A 19,813-nucleotide genomic window follows, 5' to 3' on the forward strand; every position below is an offset into this window, starting at 1 on the left:
TCAGGCCTGCGCCTTCGCGCCCTCGAGCGCCGCGGTGACGGTGTCGAGCAGCTCGTTCCAGGAGACGATGAACTTCTCCACGCCCTCCTTCTCGAGCAGCTCGGTGACGTCGGCGTACGAGACGCCCTGCGCCGCGACGGCGTCGAGGACGGCGTTCGCGTCGGCGTACGAGCCCGTGACGGTGTCGCCGGTGATGACGCCGTGGTCGAAGGTCGCCTCGAGGGTCTTCTCGGGCATCGTGTTGACCACGCCGGCCGCGACGAGCTCAGTCACGTAGAGGGTGTCGGGGAGGTCGGTCGACTTGACGCCGGTCGAGGCCCAGAGGGGGCGCTGGCGGTTGGCGCCGGACTCCTGGAGCAGCAGGGCGCGCTCGGTGGCGAACGCCTCGACGAAGACCTCGTAGGCCAGCTGCGCGTTGGCGACGCCGGACTTGCTCTTGAGGGCGCGGGCCTCGTCGGTGCCGACGGCCTCGAGGCGCTTGTCGATCTCGGTGTCTACGCGCGAGACGAAGAACGAGGCGACGGAGTGGATGGTCGACAGGTCGATGCCGGCGTCCTTGGCCTTCTCGAGGCCGGCCAGGTACGCGTTGATGACGGCGCGGTAGCGGGCGAGCGAGAAGATCAGGGTGACGTTCACCGAGATGCCGGAGCCGATGACCTCCGTGATGGCCTCGAGGCCCTCGACGGTCGCGGGGATCTTGATCATCGCGTTGGGGCGGTCGACCTTGGCCCAGAGGGCCTTGGCCTGCTCGATGGTGCCCTGGGCGTCGTGCGCCAGGCCGGGCTCGACCTCGATCGACACGCGGCCGTCGTAGCCGTTCGTCGCGTCGTAGATCGGGCGGAAGATGTCGGACGCCGCGGCGACGTCGTCGGTGGTGATCTCGAAGACGGCGTCGGTCACCGAGGTGCCGGCGGAGGCGAGCTCGCGCACCTGGGCGTCGTAGGACTCGCCGTTGGTCAGGGCCGCGGCGAAGATCGTGGGGTTCGTGGTGACTCCGACGACGTTCTTCTCCTCGATGAGCTTCTGCAGCCCTCCGGTGGAGATGCGCGAGCGGGAGAGGTCGTCGAGCCAGATGCTGACGCCGGCGGCGGAGAGCTCTGCGGTGGGGGTGTTCTCGGTCATGTCTCTTCTTCTTCTGCGTAGGTGGTGCGTGGTGTGAAGGGGAGCCGCTGCTCCGACGGCGAAGGCCGCGTCCGTGGTGGACGCGGCCTTCGGGTCAGGAGGCTGCGAGCGACTCCTTGGCGGCGGACAGTGCCGCCTCGGTGGTGATCCCGAACTCGCGGAACAGGGTCTTGTAGTCGGCCGAGGCGCCGAAGTGCTCGATCGAGACGGAGCGGCCGGCGTCGCCGACGTACTTCTGCCAGCCCAGGCTCAGGCCGGCCTCGATCGAGACGCGCGCCTTCACCGAGGAGGGCAGGACCTTCTCGCGGTACTCGGCGTCCTGCTCCTCGAACCACTCGAGGGACGGAGCCGAGACGACGCGGGCGTTGACGCCCTCGCTCCTCAGGGCCTCGCGCGCCTCGACGGCGATCTGGACCTCGGAGCCGGTCGCGATGAAGATCACGTCCGGGGTGCCGCCCGGCGCCTCGGCCAGGATGTAGGCACCGCGGGCGACGTTCGCGGCGGAGGCGAAGGTCTCGCCCTCCGCGTCGCCCTCGCCGCGCTCGAACACCGGGATGTTCTGACGGGTGAGCGCGAGGCCGGCGGGGCCCTCGCGGCGCTCGAGGATGGTCTTCCAGGCGTAGGCGACCTCGTTCGCGTCGCCGGGGCGGACGACGTCCAGGCCCGGGATCGCGCGGAGGGTCGACAGCTGCTCGACCGGCTGGTGCGTCGGGCCGTCCTCGCCGAGCGCCACGGAGTCGTGGGTCCAGACGTAGATGGCCGGCGCCTTCATGAGCGCGGCGAGACGGACCGCCGGGCGCATGTAGTCGGAGAAGATCAGGAAGGTGCCGCCGAAGGGACGGGTGTTGCCGTGCAGGACGATCCCGTTGAGGATCGCGCCCATGGCGTGCTCGCGGATGCCGAAGTGCAGCACGCGGCCGCCCTTCTTCCCGGTCCACTCGTGGGTCGAGAACTCCGTCGGGACGAAGGAGCCGGCTCCCTCGATCGTCGTGTTGTTCGACTCGGCGAGGTCGGCGGAGCCGCCCCACAGCTCGGGGATCACGCCGGCGAGGGCGTTGATGACCTTGCCGGACGCGGCGCGGGTCGAGACCTCCTTGCCGGGCTCGAAGACGGGGAGCGCCTCCTGGACGCCCTCGGGCAGCTCGCCCGAGAGGACCCGGTCGAGCAGCTCCTTCTTCTCGGGGTTCGCGGACGCCCAGGCGGCGAGCTGCTCGTCCCACTCGGCGTGCTGGGCCTGGCCGCGCTCGACGGCCTTGCGGGTGTGCCCGATGACCTCGTCGGCGACGTCGAAGGTCTTCTCGGGGTCGAAGCCGAGCACCTCCTTGAGTCCGCGGAGCTCGTCGGCGCCCAGGGCGGAGCCGTGGATCTTGCCGGTGTTCTGCTTCTTCGGCGACGGCCAGCCGATGATGGTGCGCAGGATGATGAGCGACGGCTTGTCGGTCTCGCCCTTCGCGGCCTCGATCGCGGCGTGCAGCTCGGCGACGTCCTCGTGGTACTCGCCGGTCTTCTTCCAGTCGACGACCTGGACCTGCCAGTCGTAGGCCTCGTAGCGCGCCTTGACGTCCTCGGTGAAGGCGATGTTGGTGTCGTCCTCGATCGAGATCTGGTTGGAGTCGTAGATGACGACCAGGTTGCCGAGCTTCTGGTGGCCGGCCAGCGAGGAGGCCTCGCTGGTGACGCCCTCCTGCAGGTCGCCGTCGCCGGCGATCACGTAGACGAAGTGGTCGAACGGGGAGGTGCCCGCGGCGGCCTCCGGGTCGAACAGCTCGCGCTCGAAGCGCGAGGCGTAGGCGAAGCCCACGGCGGAGGCGAGGCCCTGGCCGAGCGGCCCGGTGGTGATCTCGACGCCGTCGGTGTGGCCGTACTCCGGGTGGCCCGGGGTCTTCGAGCCCCAGGTGCGCAGCGCCTTGAGGTCGTCGAGCTCGAGTCCGTAGCCGCCCAGGTAGAACTGGACGTACTGGGTCAGCGAGGAGTGGCCGACCGACAGGATGAACCGGTCGCGGCCGATCCAGGTCGCGTCGGACGGATCGCGGCGCATGACCTTCTGGAACAGGAGGTAGGCGGCGGGCGCGAGGCTCATGGCGGTTCCGGGATGGCCGTTGCCGACCTTCTCGACCGCATCCGCGGCGAGAACCCTCGCCGTGTCGACTGCCTTCTCGTCAATGGATTCCCATTGCAGTTCTGACACTTGGTACTGACCCTTCTCGAGACGTGGGGCAGACGGGGACCGTCCGCCCTCTCGCATGGTGGAGCACGCCGCATGACGACTTCGACACGATGCTCCGGCGACGGCCCTCTCGGCCCCGTGCCGACGATCGTCGGGCGGGCTCGGGTGCGTGCCGGGCGCTCTGGCGAGCAGTCCCGAGTATACGGAGGGGGGTGCGCCGCTGACCGGGGGTTGCGTGGTCGCATATGTCTGCGTCCGATTGGACAAGCGTGCACGCCGGGCCCGGCTCCCGGACGGGCGCATTACACTCGTTCGGGATCATCGAATCGTTAGAGGAGCAATGGACGCAGTCGTGGAGACCACCGCCGTCGAGCGGGACGGGGCGTCGCCGACGACCCTCTCGCGCAAGGTGAAGGCCTTCGTCGCTCTGACGAAGCCGCGCGTGATCGAGCTGCTCCTCGTGGTGACCGCTCCGACGATGATCCTGGCGCAGGGCGGGATCCCCAATCTGCTGCTGGTCCTCAACGTCCTGATCGGCGGCGCGCTGAGCGCCGGGTCCGCGGGCGCGTTCAACTGCTACTTCGACCGCGACATCGACCGGATCATGAACCGGACGAAGAACCGGCCGCTCGTGACCGGGGAGATCTCGGACCGGTCCGCGCTCGTCTTCGCGACCACGATCGGCGTCCTGTCGATCGTCTGGCTCGGCCTCACGGCCAACTGGCTCTCCGCGGGCCTCTCGCTCGCCGCGATCCTGATCTACGTCGTGTTCTACACGCTCTTCCTCAAGCGCCGGACGCCGCAGAACATCGTGTGGGGCGGCATCGCGGGCTGCATGCCGGTGCTGATCGGCTGGGCGGCGGTCACCGGCTCGCTCGACTGGGCCCCCGTCATCCTCTTCTCCGTCATCTTCCTCTGGACGCCGCCGCACTACTGGCCGCTGTCGATGAAGTACCGGGACGACTACCAGGCCGCCGGCGTGCCGATGCTGGCCGTCGTGCGCGGACGCACGATCGTCGGGCTCCAGGTCATCCTCTACGCCTGGGCCACCGTCGCCTGCTCGCTCCTGCTGATCCCCGTCGCCGGAATGGGGGTGCTCTACACGGTGGTCGCGCTCGGCAGCGGAGTCTGGTTCATCGCCGAGACGCACCGCCTCTACAGCCTCGCGATCCGTCACGAGCACGTCTCGCCGATGCGGGTGTTCCACGGGTCCATCGGATACCTCACCCTGCTCTTCCTCGCCGTCGGCATCGACCCGCTGCTCCCCTTCTGATGGTGACGCCGTTCTCCTTGCTCGCCGAGCGGGTGACCCTGGGTCCGCGCGCACTGCGCTGGGGGACCACCGCGGCGCTCGTCGCGAGCATCCTGATCATCTTCTTCGGGGGCGTCGTCCGGCTGACCGGCTCTGGCCTCGGCTGCCCCACCTGGCCGGCGTGCGAGCCGGGCTCGCTCACCTCGACCCCCGAGCTCGGGATCCACGGCTTCATCGAGTTCACGAACCGCGCGTTCACCGGCGTCCTCGTGGTCGCGGTGGGCTGGGCGATCACGGCCGCGCGCCTGCAGAAGCCGCGCGACCGCACCATGACCCGGCTCGCTTGGTCGCAGTTCTGGCTCGTCGTCGCGAACGCCCTCGCGGGCGGCGCGACCGTCCACTCGGGCCTCAACCCGTACATCGTGGCCGGGCACTTCGTTCTCGCCATCGCCCTCCTCACCACCACCGCACTGACGTGGCACCGCGCCCACCGCTCGCAGTCCGTGGCCTTCGAGCCTGACCGCCCGACGCGGGCGCTCAGCATCGGGCTCGTCGGCCTGACGCTCCTCGTGATCCTCGTGGGGACCCTCGTGACGGGGACCGGCCCGCACGCCGGCGACTCCGCGGAGGTGCCCCGCATGCAGTTCCACTGGGAGAGCGTGACCGTCGTCCACGGCGTGCTCGGCACGGCGGTGCTCGTCGTGGGCGCCGCGCTGCTCCTGCGCCTGTCGCGGGCGGCGGGCTCGGAGCTCGCCCGGCGGCGCGTGGTCGCCTTCCTCGTGGTCGTCGTGCTGCAGGCGCTGGTCGGGGTCGCGCAGTCGCTCACCGCGCTGCCCGAGACGCTCGTCGCGGTGCACCTGCTCGGCTCGGCGCTCATCTGGGTCGGCGCGGTCCGCGTGCTGCTCGACGTCAACCCGAGGCTGTTCACCGTGCGCGCCCAGCGCCGGGACGCCGCCCAGGAGCTCCAGCCCGCCGCCTGACCGCGGGCTCCGGCTCGGCGGAGAGCAGGTGCCGCCGGAGGCGCAGGAGCACGCGGGGGAGCGCCCGCAGCGGGAGGTCGGCCGCGATCGCGCGGGCGAGAGGGCCGAACGCCCGTGCGGGTCCGGTCGGCAGGCCGGCGCCCACCAGTGCGGTCACGAGTCGTGCGGGGATCGGGGTCGATGCATCGTTCGTCATGGCGGAACCGAATCACGGACCACCGACACCGGTATGGCCATGCGCGTCTGGAGGCACGTCACCGGTGCCCGGCCGACACCCAGGTGCGGAGGTTCCGCTGAACGGCGGACGCCGGTAGAATGAGAAGCTGGTCACGGTTCGACGCACCCTGCGCACGTGATCCGCACACGGCCCGATGGAGCGCCGACGCACACCTCCGGAATCCAGGGACGCACATCATCCGCTCCGCGCATCAGATCGATCGCGCGACCGGCCGGAGAGCACCCGCGGGCCACCCCCGGGGGAATGACTCCGGGACCCGACCGGTTAGCAGTGGGTAGGAAACGAGGTACACATGTCAGACATCCTGATCGACCGCCCCGAGCTCGAGAGCCTGGGCGTCTACGAGTTCGGCTGGTCCGACTCGGACTCCGCCGGAGCCTCCGCGCGACGCGGCATCTCGCCCGAGGTCGTCTCCGACATCTCCGCGCTCAAGAACGAGCCCGCCTGGATGCGCGACCGCCGCATGAAGGCCCTGAAGCTCTTCGAGCGCAAGCCCATGCCGACGTGGGGCGCCGACCTGTCGGACATCGACTTCGACAACATCAAGTACTTCGTCCGCTCCACCGAGAAGCAGGCGCAGACCTGGGACGACCTCCCGGACGACATCAAGAACACGTACGAGAAGCTCGGCATCCCGGAGGCGGAGCGCCAGCGCCTCGTCGGCGGCGTCGCGGCCCAGTACGAGTCCGAGGTCGTCTACCACCAGATCCGCGAGGACCTGGAGGAGCAGGGCGTCATCTTCATGGACACCGACACGGCGCTGCGCGAGCACCCCGAGATCTTCGAGGAGTACTTCGGCACCGTCATCCCCGCGGGCGACAACAAGTTCGCGGCGCTGAACACCGCGGTCTGGTCCGGCGGCTCCTTCGTGTACGTCCCCAAGGGCGTCCACGTGGACATCCCGCTGCAGGCCTACTTCCGGATCAACACCGAGAACATGGGCCAGTTCGAGCGGACCCTGATCATCGCGGACGAGGACAGCTACGTCCACTACATCGAGGGCTGCACGGCTCCGATCTACAAGTCGGACTCGCTGCACTCGGCCGTGGTCGAGATCATCGTGAAGAAGAACGCCCGCGTGCGCTACACGACGATCCAGAACTGGTCGAACAACGTCTACAACCTCGTCACCAAGCGCGCGATCGCGCACGAGGGCGCGACGATGGAGTGGATCGACGGCAACATCGGCTCCAAGGTCACGATGAAGTACCCGTCGATCTTCCTGGTCGGCGAGCACGCCAAGGGCGAGACCCTCTCCGTCGCGTTCGCGGGCCCCGGCCAGCACCAGGACGCCGGCGCGAAGATGGTCCACATGGCGCCGTACACGCAGTCGTCGATCGTCTCGAAGTCGATCGCCCGCGGCGGCGGTCGCGCCGGATACCGAGGCGAGGTCCGGGTGGACGCGAACGCGCACCACTCGGCGAACACCGTGCGCTGCGACGCCCTCCTGGTCGACACCATCTCGCGCTCCGACACCTACCCGGCGATCGACATCCGTGTCGACGACGTGCAGCTCGGCCACGAGGCGACGGTGTCGAAGGTCAGCGAGGAGCAGCTCTTCTACCTGATGTCGCGCGGCCTGCCGGAGGACGAGGCGATGGCCATGATCGTCCGCGGCTTCATCGAGCCGATCGCGCGCGAGCTGCCCATGGAGTACGCCCTCGAGCTGAACAAGCTCATCGAGATGGGGATGGAGGGCAGCGTCGGTTGACGCCCGCCTCCCCCCTCGAAGGGGCGCCCGGACGGGGCGCCCCGCACCCATCGAAAGGAACCACCGCCAGATGACGGTCCCCACGAGCGCCGCGACCCCCGAGATCGACGGCGCGGCCGCCGCTGAGCGCCTGGGCATCAGCGCCCACTCCGACGGGGCGTTCACGCCCGTGCAGACGCGCTCCGAGCGCTTCGCGTCGGCCGACGTCGAGGCCTTCGAGGCCGTCACCGGCCGCGAGATCGCCTGGAAGCTGACGCCCGTCGCCCGCCTCGGCGATCTGATCGACGGCGCGCTCGACGGCTCGCCCGCCCCCCTCGAGCACGCGGCGGTGGACGGTGTGGACGTCTCGTGGGTCGGCCGCGACGACCAGCGGATCGGCACCGCCGGCCTCCCCGAGGACCGCGCCGCCGCGAACGCCTGGTCGAGCTTCGTGAAGGCCCTCGCCGTCCGCGTGACGGGCGAGGACGAGAAGGTCGCCACCCTCGTCCGCTCGGGCCTCGGCTCCGCACCCCGCGCCGCGCACACGATCATCGAGGCGGCGCCCTACGCCCGCGCCGTCGTCGTGCTGCAGAACGAGGGGGAGGCCTCCCTCGCGGAGAACGTGGAGATCCTCGTCGGCGAGGGCGCGCAGCTCACCGTCGTCACCGTGCAGGAGTGGGCGGATGACGCCCGGCACCTGGCCAACCACTTCGTGCGGGTCGGACGCGACGCGAAGGTGAAGCACATCGTGGTCACCCTCGGCGGCTCCATCGTCCGGGTGAACCCCTCGGCGCACCTCGTCGAGCGCGGAGCGGACGGCGAACTCTTCGGCCTGTACTTCGCCGACGGCGGCCAGCACCTCGAGCAGCAGGTGTACGTCGACCACGACGCCCCCGACACCCGCAGCCGCGTGACCTACAAGGGCGCGCTGCAGGGCGAGGGCGCGCGCACCGTCTGGATCGGCGACGTCCTGATCCGCAACAGCGCCACCGGCACCGACAGCTACGAGCAGAACCGCAACCTCGTCCTCTCGGACGGCACGCGCGCCGACTCCATCCCGAACCTCGAGATCGAGACCGGTGACATCGCCGGAGCGGGGCACGCCTCGGCGACCGGCCGCTTCGACGACGAGCAGCTCTTCTACCTGCAGTCCCGCGGGATCCGCGAGGACGAGGCGCGACGCCTGGTCGTGCGCGGGTTCCTCAGCGAGATCGTGCAGCAGATCAAGGTCGCCGAGCTCGAGGACCGCCTGCAGCTCGCGATCGAGGCGGAGCTCGCCGGCAGCGCCGGCCAGACCGGCTCCTCCCGCGGAGCGGCGGTCACCGCATGAGCAACGCCGCGATGATCTGCTCGGTCTCCGAGCTGATCCCCAACCAGGCCATGCGTGTCGAGGTCGACGGAGTCGCGATCGCGGTCGTGCAGGACTCCGCCGGCGAGATCCACGCCATCGGCGACACGTGCACGCACGGCGAGATCTCGCTCTCCGAGGGCTTCGTCGAGGGCGACAGCCTCGAGTGCTGGGCGCACGGCTCCCAGTTCTCCCTCCGCACCGGCACCCCCATGAACCTCCCGGCCTACGAGCCGGTCCCCGTCTTCGTCGTCGAGATCATCGACGGCGACGTCTACATCGACCCGACCGTCACGAAGGAAGTCTGAATGTCCGTTCTCCAGATCAGCGATCTCCACGTCAGTGTCGAGACCGAGCAGGGGACCAAGCAGATCCTCCGCGGTGTCGATCTCACCATCAACCAGGGTGAGATCCACGCGATCATGGGCCCCAACGGGTCCGGCAAGTCCACCCTCGCGTACACGATCGCGGGACACCCCAAGTACCACGTCGACGGCGGCTCGATCACCCTCGACGGCGTCGAGGTCCTCGACATGTCCGTCGACGAGCGCGCCCGCGCGGGCCTCTTCCTCGCCATGCAGTACCCGGTCGAGATCCCCGGTGTGACCAACACCAACTTCCTCCGCACTGCCAAGACCGCGATCGCCGGCGAGGCGCCCGCCATCCGCACGTGGACGAAGGACGTCAAGTCGGCGATGGCGAACCTCCGCATGGACTCGTCCTTCGCGGCGCGCAACGTCAACGAGGGCTTCTCGGGCGGCGAAAAGAAGCGCAACGAGATCCTCCAGCTCGAGCTGCTCGCCCCGCAGTTCGCCGTCCTCGACGAGACCGACTCCGGCCTCGACGTCGACGCGCTCAAGATCGTGTCGGAGGGCGTCAACCGCGCCCACCAGAGCACCGGTCTCGGCGTGCTGCTGATCACGCACTACACGCGGATCCTCCGCTACATCCAGCCCGACTTCGTCCACGTCTTCGTCGCCGGCCGCGTCGCCGAGCAGGGCGGCAAGGAGCTCGCCACCCGGCTCGAGGACGAGGGCTACGACCGCTTCCTGACCTCGGCGACGGTCTGATCATGGCGGTCACCACTCTCGAGCCGAAGCTCTTCGACCAGGTCGAGGAGGCCCTCAAGGACGTCATGGACCCCGAGCTCGGGGTCAACGTGGTCGACCTGGGACTCATCTACGACCTGGGCTGGGACGACGAGAACGACGCCCTCGTCATCCACATGACCCTCACCTCGGCGGGCTGCCCGCTGACCGACGTGCTCGAGGAGCAGACCGCCGAGTCGCTCGACGGCATCGTCGAGGCGTTCCGGATCAACTGGGTCTGGATGCCGCCGTGGGGTCCCGACCGGATCACCGAGGACGGGCGCGACATGATGCGCGCACTCGGCTTCTCGATCTAGCCGCTGCACACCGACGCCGAAGGGCCGGGAGGAGTCGTCCTCCCGGCCCTTCGGCGTTCCTGTCGTCTTCAGCCGGTCGCAGTCCGTCGTGGAGTCGGAACGGCCGGGCGGGACGGCTCCGGAGTCCGGGGCCGTCGTCGTCCCCGCCGGTCGAGTCGGTGGAGGTGCCCACCGAGGTCGAGCAGGAGGACCGGGCGGCTCGACCTCTGCCGGACGCCCGAAGGGCCGGGAGGAATCGTCCTCCCGGCCCTTCGGCGTCCGTGCGACCGCTCAGCGCGAGCGTCGCGAGAGCATCGCCCAGGTGGTGGGGAGCAGCGCGGCGGCGACCAGCGCCTTGAGCGCGTCGCCGACCAGGAAGGGCACGAGTCCCGCGGAGAGGACGGAGCCGAGGTCGGCTGGCAGCCCCAGCGAGGCGAGGGCGGCGGCCAGCCAGGGCAGGCCGACGAGGTAAATGGTGGCGGTGCCGGCGAGGAAGGTCACCAGCGTGCCGAGGACGCGACGGTCCCACTGCCGCTGGGCGAGCCACCCGGTGACGATCGACGCGAGGACGAAGCCGACGATGTAGCCGCCGGTGGGACCCGCGAGGACCGCCCAGCCGTGCGAGCCCTCGGTGAAGACCGGGGCGCCGAGAGCGCCGACGAGCGCGTACACGAGCATGGAGAGCGCGCCGCGGAGTGCGCCGAGCGTCGTGCCGACCAGGAGGACCGCGAAGGTCTGGCCCGTGAAGGGGACCGGCCACATCGGGATGAACAGCTGCGCCATCGCCGCGGTGAGACCCGCACCCGCGAGCACCAGCAGGGCGTCGGTCGCGACGGAGCGGGTGACGAGCCGGTCGGCGAGGACCGGGCGCGGGAGGGCGGAAGAGGAAGGGGACATGGGTGATCTCCGAGAGTCCTGGTCGCCCGAGAGCGAGGAGCGAGCGCGTCCGCGGTGAGCGGACGTGGATCCGCCCCGCGGCTCAGGAAATATACTAGGGGGCTGCCGCATCGCGGCCCCTTGCCCCACTCCTCCCGAACCGAACGCCATTTCTTGGCGGGAACGGACAGCACTGTGCTCAGCGTGCACGACCTCGAACTCCGAGTCGGCGCCCGACTCCTGATGGAGAACGTCTCCTTCCGGGTGGGCGACGGCGACAAGGTCGGCCTCGTCGGCCGCAACGGGGCGGGGAAGACGACGCTGACCAAGGTCCTCGCGGGCGACCTCATCGCCTCGAAGGGCACGGTCGACCGCGGCGGCGAGATCGGCTACCTCCCTCAGGACCCGCGCTCCGGCGACCCGGAGGAGCTCGCGCGCACCCGCATCCTCGACGCCCGCGGGCTGGGGCAGCTGGTGCTCGGCATGCAGGAGGCGACGGTCGCGATGTCGAGCAGCGACACCTCCGTGAGCGAGGCCGGCATGAAGAAGTACGGCAACCTCACGGATCGCTTCCTCTCCCTGGGCGGATACGCGGCTGAGGCGGAGGCCGCGTCGATCGCGAGCAACCTCAACCTCCCCGACCGGATCCTCGACCAGCCGCTCAAGACGCTCTCCGGTGGCCAGCGGCGCCGCATCGAGCTCGCGCGCATCCTCTTCTCCGACGCGAGCACGCTCATCCTCGACGAGCCGACGAACCACCTCGACGCCGACTCCGTCGTCTGGCTCCGCGAGTTCCTCAAGAACTACCGCGGCGGCTTCATCGTGATCAGCCACGACATCGAGCTGGTCGGCGAGACCGTGAACCGCGTCTTCTACCTCGACGCCAACCGCCAGGTCATCGACGTCTACAACATGAACTGGAAGAACTATCAGCGCCAGCGCGCCGCCGACGAGGAGCGCCGCAAGAAGGAGCGGGTCAACGTCGAGAAGAAGGCCGGTGCCCTCCAGCTGCAGGCCGCCAAGTTCGGCGCGAAGGCCTCGAAGGCCGCAGCGGCGCACCAGATGGTCGCGCGTGCCGAGCGCATGCTCAGCGGGCTCGAGGAGGTCCGCGCGGTCGACCGCGTCGCGAAGCTCCGGTTCCCGACCCCGTCCGCCTGCGGTCGCACCCCTCTGCAGGCTCAGAACCTGTCGAAGAGCTACGGCTCGCTCGAGATCTTCACCGCCGTCGACCTCGCGATCGACCGCGGCTCCAAGGTCGTCATCCTGGGGCTCAACGGAGCGGGCAAGACGACGCTCCTGCGCATCCTGGGCGGCGTCGACCAGCCCGACACCGGAGTGATCGAGGCCGGGCACGGCCTCCGGATCGGCTACTACGCGCAGGAGCACGAGACGATCGACGTCAAGCGCTCGGTGCTCGAGAACATGGTCTCCTCCAGCCCGAACCTCACCGAGACCGAGGCGCGCCGGGTCCTGGGCTCGTTCCTGTTCACCGGGGACGACTCGCACAAGCCGGCCGGGGTCCTCTCCGGCGGAGAGAAGACCCGTCTCGCCCTGGCGATGATCGTGGTCTCGGGCGCGAACGTGCTCCTGCTCGACGAGCCCACCAACAACCTCGACCCCGCGAGCCGCGAGGAGATCCTCGACGCGCTCGCGCACTACGAGGGCGCGGTCGTCCTGGTCAGCCACGACGAGGGAGCCGTCGAGGCGCTGAACCCCGAGCGCGTCCTGATCATGCCGGAGGGCACCGAGGACCACTGGGCGGCCGACTACCTCGACCTGATCACGCTCGCCTAGCGGGCGTCGAGCAGCTCGTCCTCGACCTCGGAGTCGCTGCGGCCGCGGCGTCGGCGGCGCTCCTCGCGCCGCTCCTCGGCCGCGACGACCTCGGGGTCGTCGGCGTTGCGGATGCGGTACTCGTGGCGGATCGCCCAGCCGAGCCCGCCGAAGCCCATGACGGCGAACAGCACCCACTGGACGGCGTAGCTGATGTGCAGGCCCTCGTCGGCGACCGGCTTGATCGCGGCCAGCGGGGGAGCGTCGACCGGCGCCGGCGCCTCGGCGACCAGCAGGCCGTACGCCGAGGTCCGCAGGGGCTCGTCCAGCTGCGCCGACAGGTCGTCGAGCTGGATCGTGGCGATCTGTCCGGCCGGTGCGGAGCGTCCGTCGATCCGTCCCTCCGCGGGCTTCAGGCGGGCGACGACGGTCACCTCCCCCTCGGGCGGCGCGGGGATCGCGTCGGGGGAGTCCCGGGTCGAGCCGACGGGGACCCAGCCGCGGTCGACGACGAACACGCTGCCGTCGTCGAGCCGCAGCGGCGTCAGGATCTCGAAGCCGGGGTTGCCGTTGTAGGGCCGGTTGCGGACGAGGGTCTGCCCCTGCGTCTCGTAGACGCCGGTGATCTCGACCGGGCGGTACTCGAGGGCGTCGTCCCACGTGGAGTCGGCGGGGAGCAGCCCGTCGAGCGCCACCGGGTCGGCGGTCCAGTTCGCCGTGACCAGCCGGTTGGTCGAGGCGGCCTGGTCGAGCCGCGCGACCTGCCAGCGCGAGAGCAGCACGCAGGCGACGGCGAAGACGATCGCGAGAGCGAGGTAGCCGAACCAGCGTCGCGAGAAGACGAAGCGCCAGGAGGGACGGGGCGCGTCGCCGCTCATCGTTCCGCTCCGCGATCGACCGTGTAGAGCGGCTTCACCTCGAGCGGGAAGTCGCGGGCGAGGAGGAACTCGCGCAGGAACTCCCGGTGCTCGCCGCAGGCCAGCCAGGTCTTCCGACGGTCCTCCGCGTGGATCCTCGGGTTCCGCCACTCGATCGCGAATGTCGCCGTCCGCGGGCAGCCCGCTCGGGAGCAGGCGTGCGCGTCGGGGACCCGGCCGAGCGGGATCACGGCCGGTCTCCCCGCGGGTCGCCGCCCTCGGGGCCGGTCGGCGCCTCGGAGTCGGGGGCGGGGGGCGGCGGGACCGGCCGGGAGAGGACGATCGCACCCGGCCGCTCGACGTTGCCGCGCTCGCCCGCACTGCCGACGTTGGCCAGCACGACGGCGAAGTAGGGCAGGACCACGGCGCCGATGGCGAAGAACAGCAGCCACCAGCCGTGGGCGAAGAGCAGGCAGATGACGCAGAGCATTCTGATGCCCATGGCGATCGAGTACTTGATCGCGCGGGAGCGCCGCTCGGCGCTCGGCGACGGCGGTAGGGAGGTGAGTGTCTCGCGTGGTTTCACAGCCCTGCAAGCCTACGTCGCGGCGAGCGGGTGCAGGCCGGGAGGGCCTCATCCCGGAATCTGTTGCGCGACGCGCCTCTAGGATGTACGGGTCGCCCGGCGCCGCACGAGCGCCGGCAGGAGGGACACCATGACCACGCCGCGCACCGTCCTCGTCACCGGGGGCAACCGGGGGATCGGCTTCGCCATCGCCCAGGAGTTCGTGGCCGCCGGTCACCGGGTCGCCGTGACCGCGCGCTCGGGATCCGGTCCGGAGGGCTCTCTCACCGTCGTCGCGGACGTGACCGACGCCGCCTCCATCGACGCCGCGTTCACGCAGGTCGAGGCCGAGCTGGGCCCGGTCGAGATCCTGGTGGCGAACGCGGGCATCACCCGCGACACCCTGCTGCTGCGCATGACGGAGGAGGACTTCACGTCCGTCGTCGACACGAACCTCACCGGGGCGTTCCGCGTCGTCAAGCGCGCATCGAAGGGGATGCTCAAGCAGCGCTTCGGCCGCGTCGTCCTCATCTCCAGCGTGGTCGGCCTCTACGGGTCGCCGGGCCAGATCAACTACTCCTCGTCGAAGGCCGCCCTCGTGGGCTTCGCCCGCTCGCTGACCCGCGAGCTCGGCGCCCGCAACATCACCGCCAATGTCGTCGCTCCCGGCTTCATCGAGACCGACATGACCGCGGAGCTCTCGCCGGAGCAGCAGGCGGAGTACCGGAAGAGCATCCCGCTCGCCCGCTACGGCACCGCTGCCGAGGTCGCGAAGGTCACGCGCTGGCTGGCCGGCGACGAGGCGGCGTACATCTCGGGTGCCGTGATCCCGGTCGACGGCGGCCTCGGGATGGGCCACTGACCGATAAGCCCTGGGCTTATATCCGACGGATATAAGCTCTAGGCTTATGCGATGACCTCCTCCGATGTCGTCGCCGTGCTCCTGGATCTGGTGACCTCCCGCTCCCTCGTCGACCGCGCGGGTGCTCAGCGCGAGATCGAGCGGGGCTTCGCCGAGGTGGAGGCCGCGGTCCCGGCGATCCAGCCCCTGCACCCGACGGTCGGCGACGAGTTCCAGGCGATCTACCCCTCCGTCCACGCCGCGCTCCGGGCGACGCTGCAGGCGCGCCTCTCGCTCCCGGCCGGCGTCGACTGCCGCGCGGGCATCGGCCTGGGCGAGGTGCGGGTGGTCGGGTCGGGGATCGCCGGGGACCTCGAGGACGGGTCCGGCTGGTGGCGCGCGCGCGAGGCCATCGATCGCGCCCACGCGCTCGAGGACGGTGCCGTGCCCACGGCCCGCGGATGGTTCGTCGCCGGGGACTCCGGCGAGGCGGCCGTCAACGCCTACCTCCTCTCCCGCGACGCGCTGGTCGGAGCGCTCAGCGCGCGCGATCGCCGACTCGTGCTGGGGAGCCTGCGCGGAGCGTCGCAGAAGGAGCTGGGCGAGCAGGAGTCGATCTCGCAGCCCGCCGTCTCGCAGGCGCTGCGGCGCGCGGGAGCGGGCGCCCTCCTCGCCGGCGCGCGCCTGCTGGAGGAGACGTGCTGACGGCGCTGCTGCTCGCCGTGATCGGCCTCGGCGACCTCGCGCGCACGCACCTCCGCCGCCGTGCGGCCCTCCTCGCGATCCCCGTGCTCGCCGCCGCAGCCGTGACCGCAGCGCTCCTCGCCGGAGCCCCGCCGCTCGGTGCGGCGATCGTCGTCGTCCTGGCCGGAGCCTGGCTGCTGACGACCACGACCGTCGAGAACGCGCGGCCGCCCGGGGGTCTGCGTCCGGCCGTCGCCCTCGTCGCGGCGGTCCTGGTGCTGACCGCTGTCGACCGCGCCGTCGGCATCCCGACGGGGCCGCTCGCGCCGACCATCGTCGCGAGCACGCTCCCTCCGATCGAGCAGCTCGCTCTGGCGGTCGGAGCCGGGCTCTTCCTGCTGGAGAGCGGCAACGTGATCGTGCGGGCGGCACTGTTCCGCGAGCTCCCGCAGGCCGAGCCCGCGCCGCGTCCGCGCTGGAGCGAGCGGTTCGCGCGTCGGGAGCCGGCCGACGCCCGCCTGCCGGACCTCCAGGGCGGGCGCACGATCGGACCGCTGGAGCGGCTGCTGATCGCCGGCCTCACGCTCGCCGGAGCGATCGGCCTCGCCGGTGCCGTGCTCGCGGCCAAGGGGATCGTGCGCTTCCCCGAGATCTCCCGCGACGGCGGCAGCGGCGAGAAGGCGGAGTACTTCCTGGTGGGCTCGCTCGTCAGCTGGGCGCTGGCGCTCGGCTGCGCCGGACTCGTCGCGATCGCGGGCCGCTGACCTTCCTGAGGCCGGGGGAGGCGGGCCTCAGCCGCGGAGGCCGAGGACAGGCAGCAGCTGCGACAGGTCGAGGCCGCCGACGACGAGGTCGGCGCGCTCGCGCACCAGGGGCTTGGCGTTGAAGGCGACCGCGAGGGAGGCGACCGCCATCATCTCCAGGTCGTTCGCACCGTCGCCGACGGCGATCGTGCGCTGCGGCGGGACGCCCGAGACCGCCGCCCACTCGCGGAGCGCCTCCGCCTTGGCCGCGGCGTCGATGACCTCCCCGTCGACCGCTCCGGTCAGCAGGCCGTCCCCGCAGCAGAGGCGGTTGGCCCGGACGAAGTCGAGGCCGAGCGCACCGGCGACCGGGTCGAGGACCTCGTGGAACCCTCCGGACACCACACCGACGCGGCCGCCGGCGGCGTGGACGCCGGCCACGAGCTCGGCGGCGCCGGGCGTGACGCGGACGCCCGAGCTCACACCGGGGAGCACCGACTCCGGGACCCCGGCGAGAGTGGCGACCCGCTCGCGGAGGCTCTCGCCGAAGTCGAGCTCGCCGCGCATCGCCCGCTCCGTGACGGCGGCGACGCGCTCCTCGGAGCCGGCGTGCACCGCGAGGAGCTCAATCACCTCGTCCTGGAGGAGGGTGGAGTCCGCGTCGAGGACGACGAGGAAGCGGGCAGGCGTCGCAGGACGCTCACTCATGGGCCGGTCCGATCGGTCGGGTGGGCGCGCCGGGGCGCAGAGCTCGACCCGCGGGGGTGCTACGGGTGGACGACGACGCCCTTGCCGACGACGGTGATGCCCGACTCGGTGACGGTGAACCCGCGCTCGCGATCGCGGTCGTGGTCCACGCCGACTCGAGCACCGGGCTCGACGACGACGTCCTTGTCGAGGATAGCGCGGACGACCAGCGCGTCCGGGCCGATGCGGACCTTGTCGAAGACCACCGAGTCGGTGACCGTCGCGTTCGACTCGATGACCGTCCAGGGCCCGACGACGCTGCGCTCGATGTGCGCGCCCGAGATCACGGTGCCGAGCGAGACGACCGAGTCGACCGTCGATCCCATGTTGCCCTTGCCGTCGCGGACGATCTTGGCCGGCGGGGAGTTCAGCTGCGACGAGAAGATCGGCCACTGCTGGTTGTAGAGGTTGAAGACCGGCAGCGCCGAGATGAGGTCCTGGTGGGCCTCGAAGAAGGAGTCGATGGTGCCGACGTCCCGCCAGTAGTAACGGTCGCGGTCGGTCGAGCCGGGGACGTCGTTGAGCTTGAGGTCGTAGACGCCCGCCTCGCCGCGCGCGACGAAGTCGGGGATGATGTCGCCGCCCATGTCGTGGTCAGACGTGGAGGACTCGCCGTCGCGGATGACCGCGTCGATCAGGGCGTCCGCGTCGAAGACGTAGTTGCCCATGGAGGCGAGGACCTCGTGCGGGGAGTCGGCCAGGCCGACGGCGTCCTTGGGCTTCTCGAGGAACTCGGAGATCATCGTCGGGACGATGCCGTCGCCCGCCTCGTCACCGGCGAGCTGGATGACGCCGAACTGGTCCGCGAGCTCGATCGGCTGGCGGATGGCCGCGACGGTCGCCTTCGCACCGGACGTGATGTGCGCGTCGATCATCTGCGAGAAGTCCATGCGGTAGACGTGGTCGGCGCCGACCACGACGACGATGTCGGGCTTCTCGTCGCGGATCAGGTTGAGGCTCTGCAGGATCGCGTCGGCCGAGCCGCTGAACCAGCGCTTGCCCAGGCGCTGCTGCGCGGGGACCGAGGCGACGTAGGAGTTCAGGAGCCCGGAGAGGCGCCAGGTCTGCGAGACGTGGCGGTCGAGCGAGTGCGACTTGTACTGCGTCAGCACGACGATCTGGGTGAGACCGGAGTTGATCAGGTTGGACAGCGCGAAGTCGATCAGCCGGTACTGCCCGCCGAACGGCACCGCGGGCTTGGCCCGGTCCGCCGTGAGGGGCATGAGGCGCTTTCCCTCGCCGCCGGCGAGGACGATGCCGAAGATCTTCTTTGACTGCATGGCACCACAGTAGGGGCTCGGGCTTCCCCGTGGACCCCGGCTGTCGCCGGGGGAGCGCCCTGTACTACGGTTCGGGGGTGCGAGTCGATCTGCTGACCAAGGAATACCCGCCCGAGGTGTACGGGGGAGCCGGTGTCCACGTGGCCGAGCTCACCAAGGCGCTGCGCAGCGACCTGGAGGTCGTGGTGCGCTGCTTCGGCGCGCCGCGCGAGGAGGAGGGCACGTTCGCGTACTCCGTCCCCGCGGAGCTCGCCGAGGCGAACGGCGCGCTGCAGACCCTCGGGGTCGACCTGCAGATCGCGCAGGACGCGGCGGGGGCCGACCTGGTCCACTCCCACACCTGGTACGCCAACGCCGCGGGGCGTCTCGCCCAGCTCCTGCACGGCATCCCGCACGTGGTCTCGGCGCACAGCCTCGAGCCGCTGCGTCCGTGGAAGGCCGAGCAGCTCGGCGGCGGCTACCGCGTCTCGAGCTGGATCGAGCGGGAGGCGTACGAGAACGCCGACGCCGTGATCGCGGTGTCCGGCGGCATGCGCGAGGACATCCTCCGCTCCTACCCGGCCCTGGACCCGGCGAAGGTCCACGTGGTATACAACGGCATCGACCTCGACGCCTGGCACCCGGTCGAGGACGAGGCCGTCCTCGCCGAGCTGGGCATCGACCCCTCGCGCCCCTCCGTGGTCTTCGTCGGCCGCATCACCCGGCAGAAGGGCCTGCCCTACCTGCTCCGCGCTGCAGCGACCCTGCCTCCCGAGGTGCAGCTCGTGCTCTGCGCGGGCGCCCCCGACACCCCCGAGATCATGGCCGAGGTCACCTCCCTCGTCCGCAGCCTCCAGGAGGAGCGCACCGGCGTCGTCTGGATCGACCGGCATCTGCCGCGCCACCAGCTCTCCGCGGTCCTGACGAACGCGACCACGTTCGTCTGCCCCTCGATCTACGAGCCCCTCGGCATCGTCAACCTCGAGGCGATGGCCTGCGGTGCGGCGGTCGTCGGGACGGCGACCGGCGGCATCCCGGAGGTCGTCGACGACGGCGTGACCGGCCGTCTCGTCCCGATCGAGCAGGTCACCGACGGCACCGGCACCCCCGTGAACCCGGAGCGCTACGTCGCCGACCTGGCCGCCGTCCTCGCCGAGGTCGTCGCCGACCCGGAGACGGCGAAGCGGATGGGCGCCGCGGGCCGCGAGCGCGCGCAGAGCCACTTCAGCTGGACGCAGATCGCGCGGGACACCCGGGCGATCTACGACTCGCTCGTCTGAGCCTCCC

20 protein-coding genes are annotated in these 19,813 nt (G+C 70.8%); 12 read left to right on the top strand and 8 right to left on the bottom strand.

The window, feature by feature from the left end; all coding sequences use genetic code 11:
* Positions 1 to 1,122, bottom strand: coding sequence for a transaldolase (gene tal / locus C5C56_RS01200; protein WP_104221924.1), 1,122 nt, complete (start codon positions 1,120 to 1,122; stop codon positions 1 to 3).
* 94 nt (positions 1,123 to 1,216) lie between these two features.
* Positions 1,217 to 3,310 carry a transketolase gene (gene tkt / locus C5C56_RS01205; protein WP_104318991.1) on the bottom strand — a complete coding sequence of 698 codons (2,094 nt, stop codon included), beginning with the start codon at positions 3,308 to 3,310 and terminating at the stop codon, positions 1,217 to 1,219.
* 319 nt (positions 3,311 to 3,629) lie between these two features.
* Between tkt and C5C56_RS01210 the strand changes: the two genes are divergently transcribed.
* The 7 genes from C5C56_RS01210 (at position 3,630) to C5C56_RS01240 (ending at position 10,202) form a co-directional block, all read left to right on the top strand.
* Complete coding sequence (locus C5C56_RS01210; RefSeq protein ID WP_104232635.1) at positions 3,630 to 4,562, top strand: heme o synthase; 933 nt, start codon at positions 3,630 to 3,632, stop codon at positions 4,560 to 4,562.
* Positions 4,562 to 5,521: a heme A synthase gene (locus C5C56_RS01215; RefSeq protein WP_104246804.1), complete on the top strand. Its 960-nt coding sequence runs from the start codon at positions 4,562 to 4,564 to the stop codon at positions 5,519 to 5,521. The genes C5C56_RS01210 and C5C56_RS01215 overlap by 1 nt, the downstream gene beginning before the upstream one ends.
* Before the next feature lie 530 nt (positions 5,522 to 6,051).
* Positions 6,052 to 7,470: a Fe-S cluster assembly protein SufB gene (gene sufB, locus C5C56_RS01220; protein ID WP_104221933.1), complete on the top strand. Its 1,419-nt coding sequence runs from the start codon at positions 6,052 to 6,054 to the stop codon at positions 7,468 to 7,470.
* Positions 7,471 to 7,540: 70 nt separating this feature from the next.
* The gene (gene sufD / locus C5C56_RS01225; RefSeq protein WP_104318992.1) at positions 7,541 to 8,779 is read left to right on the top strand and encodes a Fe-S cluster assembly protein SufD; all 1,239 of its coding nucleotides are present in this window, start codon (positions 7,541 to 7,543) and stop codon (positions 8,777 to 8,779) included.
* Positions 8,776 to 9,105, top strand: a complete 330-nt coding sequence (locus tag C5C56_RS01230) for a non-heme iron oxygenase ferredoxin subunit (RefSeq protein WP_104318993.1) — start codon at positions 8,776 to 8,778, stop codon at positions 9,103 to 9,105. Before sufD ends, C5C56_RS01230 begins: the two co-directional genes overlap by 4 nt.
* On the top strand, positions 9,106 to 9,867 hold the full coding sequence (gene sufC / locus C5C56_RS01235) for a Fe-S cluster assembly ATPase SufC (protein WP_104221937.1): 762 nt from the start codon (positions 9,106 to 9,108) through the stop codon (positions 9,865 to 9,867).
* Positions 9,868 to 9,869: 2 nt separating this feature from the next.
* A complete protein-coding gene (locus tag C5C56_RS01240; protein ID WP_104221939.1) occupies positions 9,870 to 10,202 on the top strand; it encodes a metal-sulfur cluster assembly factor in 333 nt (110 codons plus the stop codon).
* 270 nt (positions 10,203 to 10,472) lie between these two features.
* Here the strand turns inward: C5C56_RS01240 and C5C56_RS01245 are convergent, their stop codons facing one another.
* Positions 10,473 to 11,078 (bottom strand): biotin transporter BioY, encoded by a 606-nt coding sequence (locus C5C56_RS01245; protein WP_104232632.1) that lies wholly within the window; start codon positions 11,076 to 11,078, stop codon positions 10,473 to 10,475.
* A 174-nt stretch (positions 11,079 to 11,252) separates the two neighbouring features.
* On the opposite strand from C5C56_RS01245, the gene C5C56_RS01250 reads away from it, so the two are divergent.
* Entirely contained in the window at positions 11,253 to 12,851 is a 1,599-nt protein-coding gene (locus C5C56_RS01250) for an ABC-F family ATP-binding cassette domain-containing protein (protein WP_104221943.1), read from the top strand.
* Here the strand turns inward: C5C56_RS01250 and C5C56_RS01255 are convergent.
* From C5C56_RS01255 to C5C56_RS01265, 3 genes are read right to left on the bottom strand one after another with little or no spacing between them, the layout of a single operon-like run.
* Positions 12,848 to 13,708 (bottom strand): SURF1 family protein, encoded by an 861-nt coding sequence (locus C5C56_RS01255; protein ID WP_104318994.1) that lies wholly within the window; start codon positions 13,706 to 13,708, stop codon positions 12,848 to 12,850. The two genes, C5C56_RS01250 and C5C56_RS01255, sit on opposite strands and share 4 nt — an antisense overlap.
* Complete coding sequence (locus tag C5C56_RS01260; RefSeq protein ID WP_104221947.1) at positions 13,705 to 13,938, bottom strand: hypothetical protein; 234 nt, start codon at positions 13,936 to 13,938, stop codon at positions 13,705 to 13,707. The genes C5C56_RS01255 and C5C56_RS01260 overlap by 4 nt, the downstream gene beginning before the upstream one ends.
* Complete coding sequence (locus C5C56_RS01265; protein WP_374954267.1) at positions 13,935 to 14,207, bottom strand: DUF3099 domain-containing protein; 273 nt, start codon at positions 14,205 to 14,207, stop codon at positions 13,935 to 13,937. Before C5C56_RS01265 ends, C5C56_RS01260 begins: the two co-directional genes overlap by 4 nt.
* A gap of 196 nt (positions 14,208 to 14,403) precedes the next feature.
* On the opposite strand from C5C56_RS01265, the gene C5C56_RS01270 reads away from it, so the two are divergent.
* The 3 genes from C5C56_RS01270 to C5C56_RS01280 are packed head-to-tail and all read left to right on the top strand — an operon-like array spanning position 14,404 to position 16,541.
* Positions 14,404 to 15,114, top strand: coding sequence for a beta-ketoacyl-ACP reductase (locus C5C56_RS01270; RefSeq protein WP_104225284.1), 711 nt, complete (start codon positions 14,404 to 14,406; stop codon positions 15,112 to 15,114).
* Between the two features lie 51 nt (positions 15,115 to 15,165).
* Positions 15,166 to 15,798: a SatD family protein gene (locus C5C56_RS01275; RefSeq protein WP_104287905.1), complete on the top strand. Its 633-nt coding sequence runs from the start codon at positions 15,166 to 15,168 to the stop codon at positions 15,796 to 15,798.
* Positions 15,792 to 16,541 (top strand): hypothetical protein, encoded by a 750-nt coding sequence (locus C5C56_RS01280; RefSeq protein WP_104287904.1) that lies wholly within the window; start codon positions 15,792 to 15,794, stop codon positions 16,539 to 16,541. Before C5C56_RS01275 ends, C5C56_RS01280 begins: the two co-directional genes overlap by 7 nt.
* A gap of 27 nt (positions 16,542 to 16,568) precedes the next feature.
* On the opposite strand, the gene serB is transcribed toward C5C56_RS01280, so the two are convergent.
* Positions 16,569 to 17,228: a phosphoserine phosphatase SerB gene (serB, locus tag C5C56_RS01285; RefSeq protein ID WP_104287903.1), complete on the bottom strand. Its 660-nt coding sequence runs from the start codon at positions 17,226 to 17,228 to the stop codon at positions 16,569 to 16,571.
* A gap of 59 nt (positions 17,229 to 17,287) precedes the next feature.
* Positions 17,288 to 18,547, bottom strand: a complete 1,260-nt coding sequence (locus C5C56_RS01290) for a glucose-1-phosphate adenylyltransferase (RefSeq protein WP_104221960.1) — start codon at positions 18,545 to 18,547, stop codon at positions 17,288 to 17,290.
* A gap of 77 nt (positions 18,548 to 18,624) precedes the next feature.
* Between C5C56_RS01290 and glgA the strand changes: the two genes are divergently transcribed.
* On the top strand, positions 18,625 to 19,806 hold the full coding sequence (glgA, locus tag C5C56_RS01295) for a glycogen synthase (protein ID WP_104318995.1): 1,182 nt from the start codon (positions 18,625 to 18,627) through the stop codon (positions 19,804 to 19,806).
* The last annotated feature ends 7 nt before the right edge of the window (positions 19,807 to 19,813 follow it).

Source organism: Rathayibacter sp. AY1D1, from assembly GCF_002932635.1.
GTDB lineage: Bacteria > Actinomycetota > Actinomycetes > Actinomycetales > Microbacteriaceae > Rathayibacter.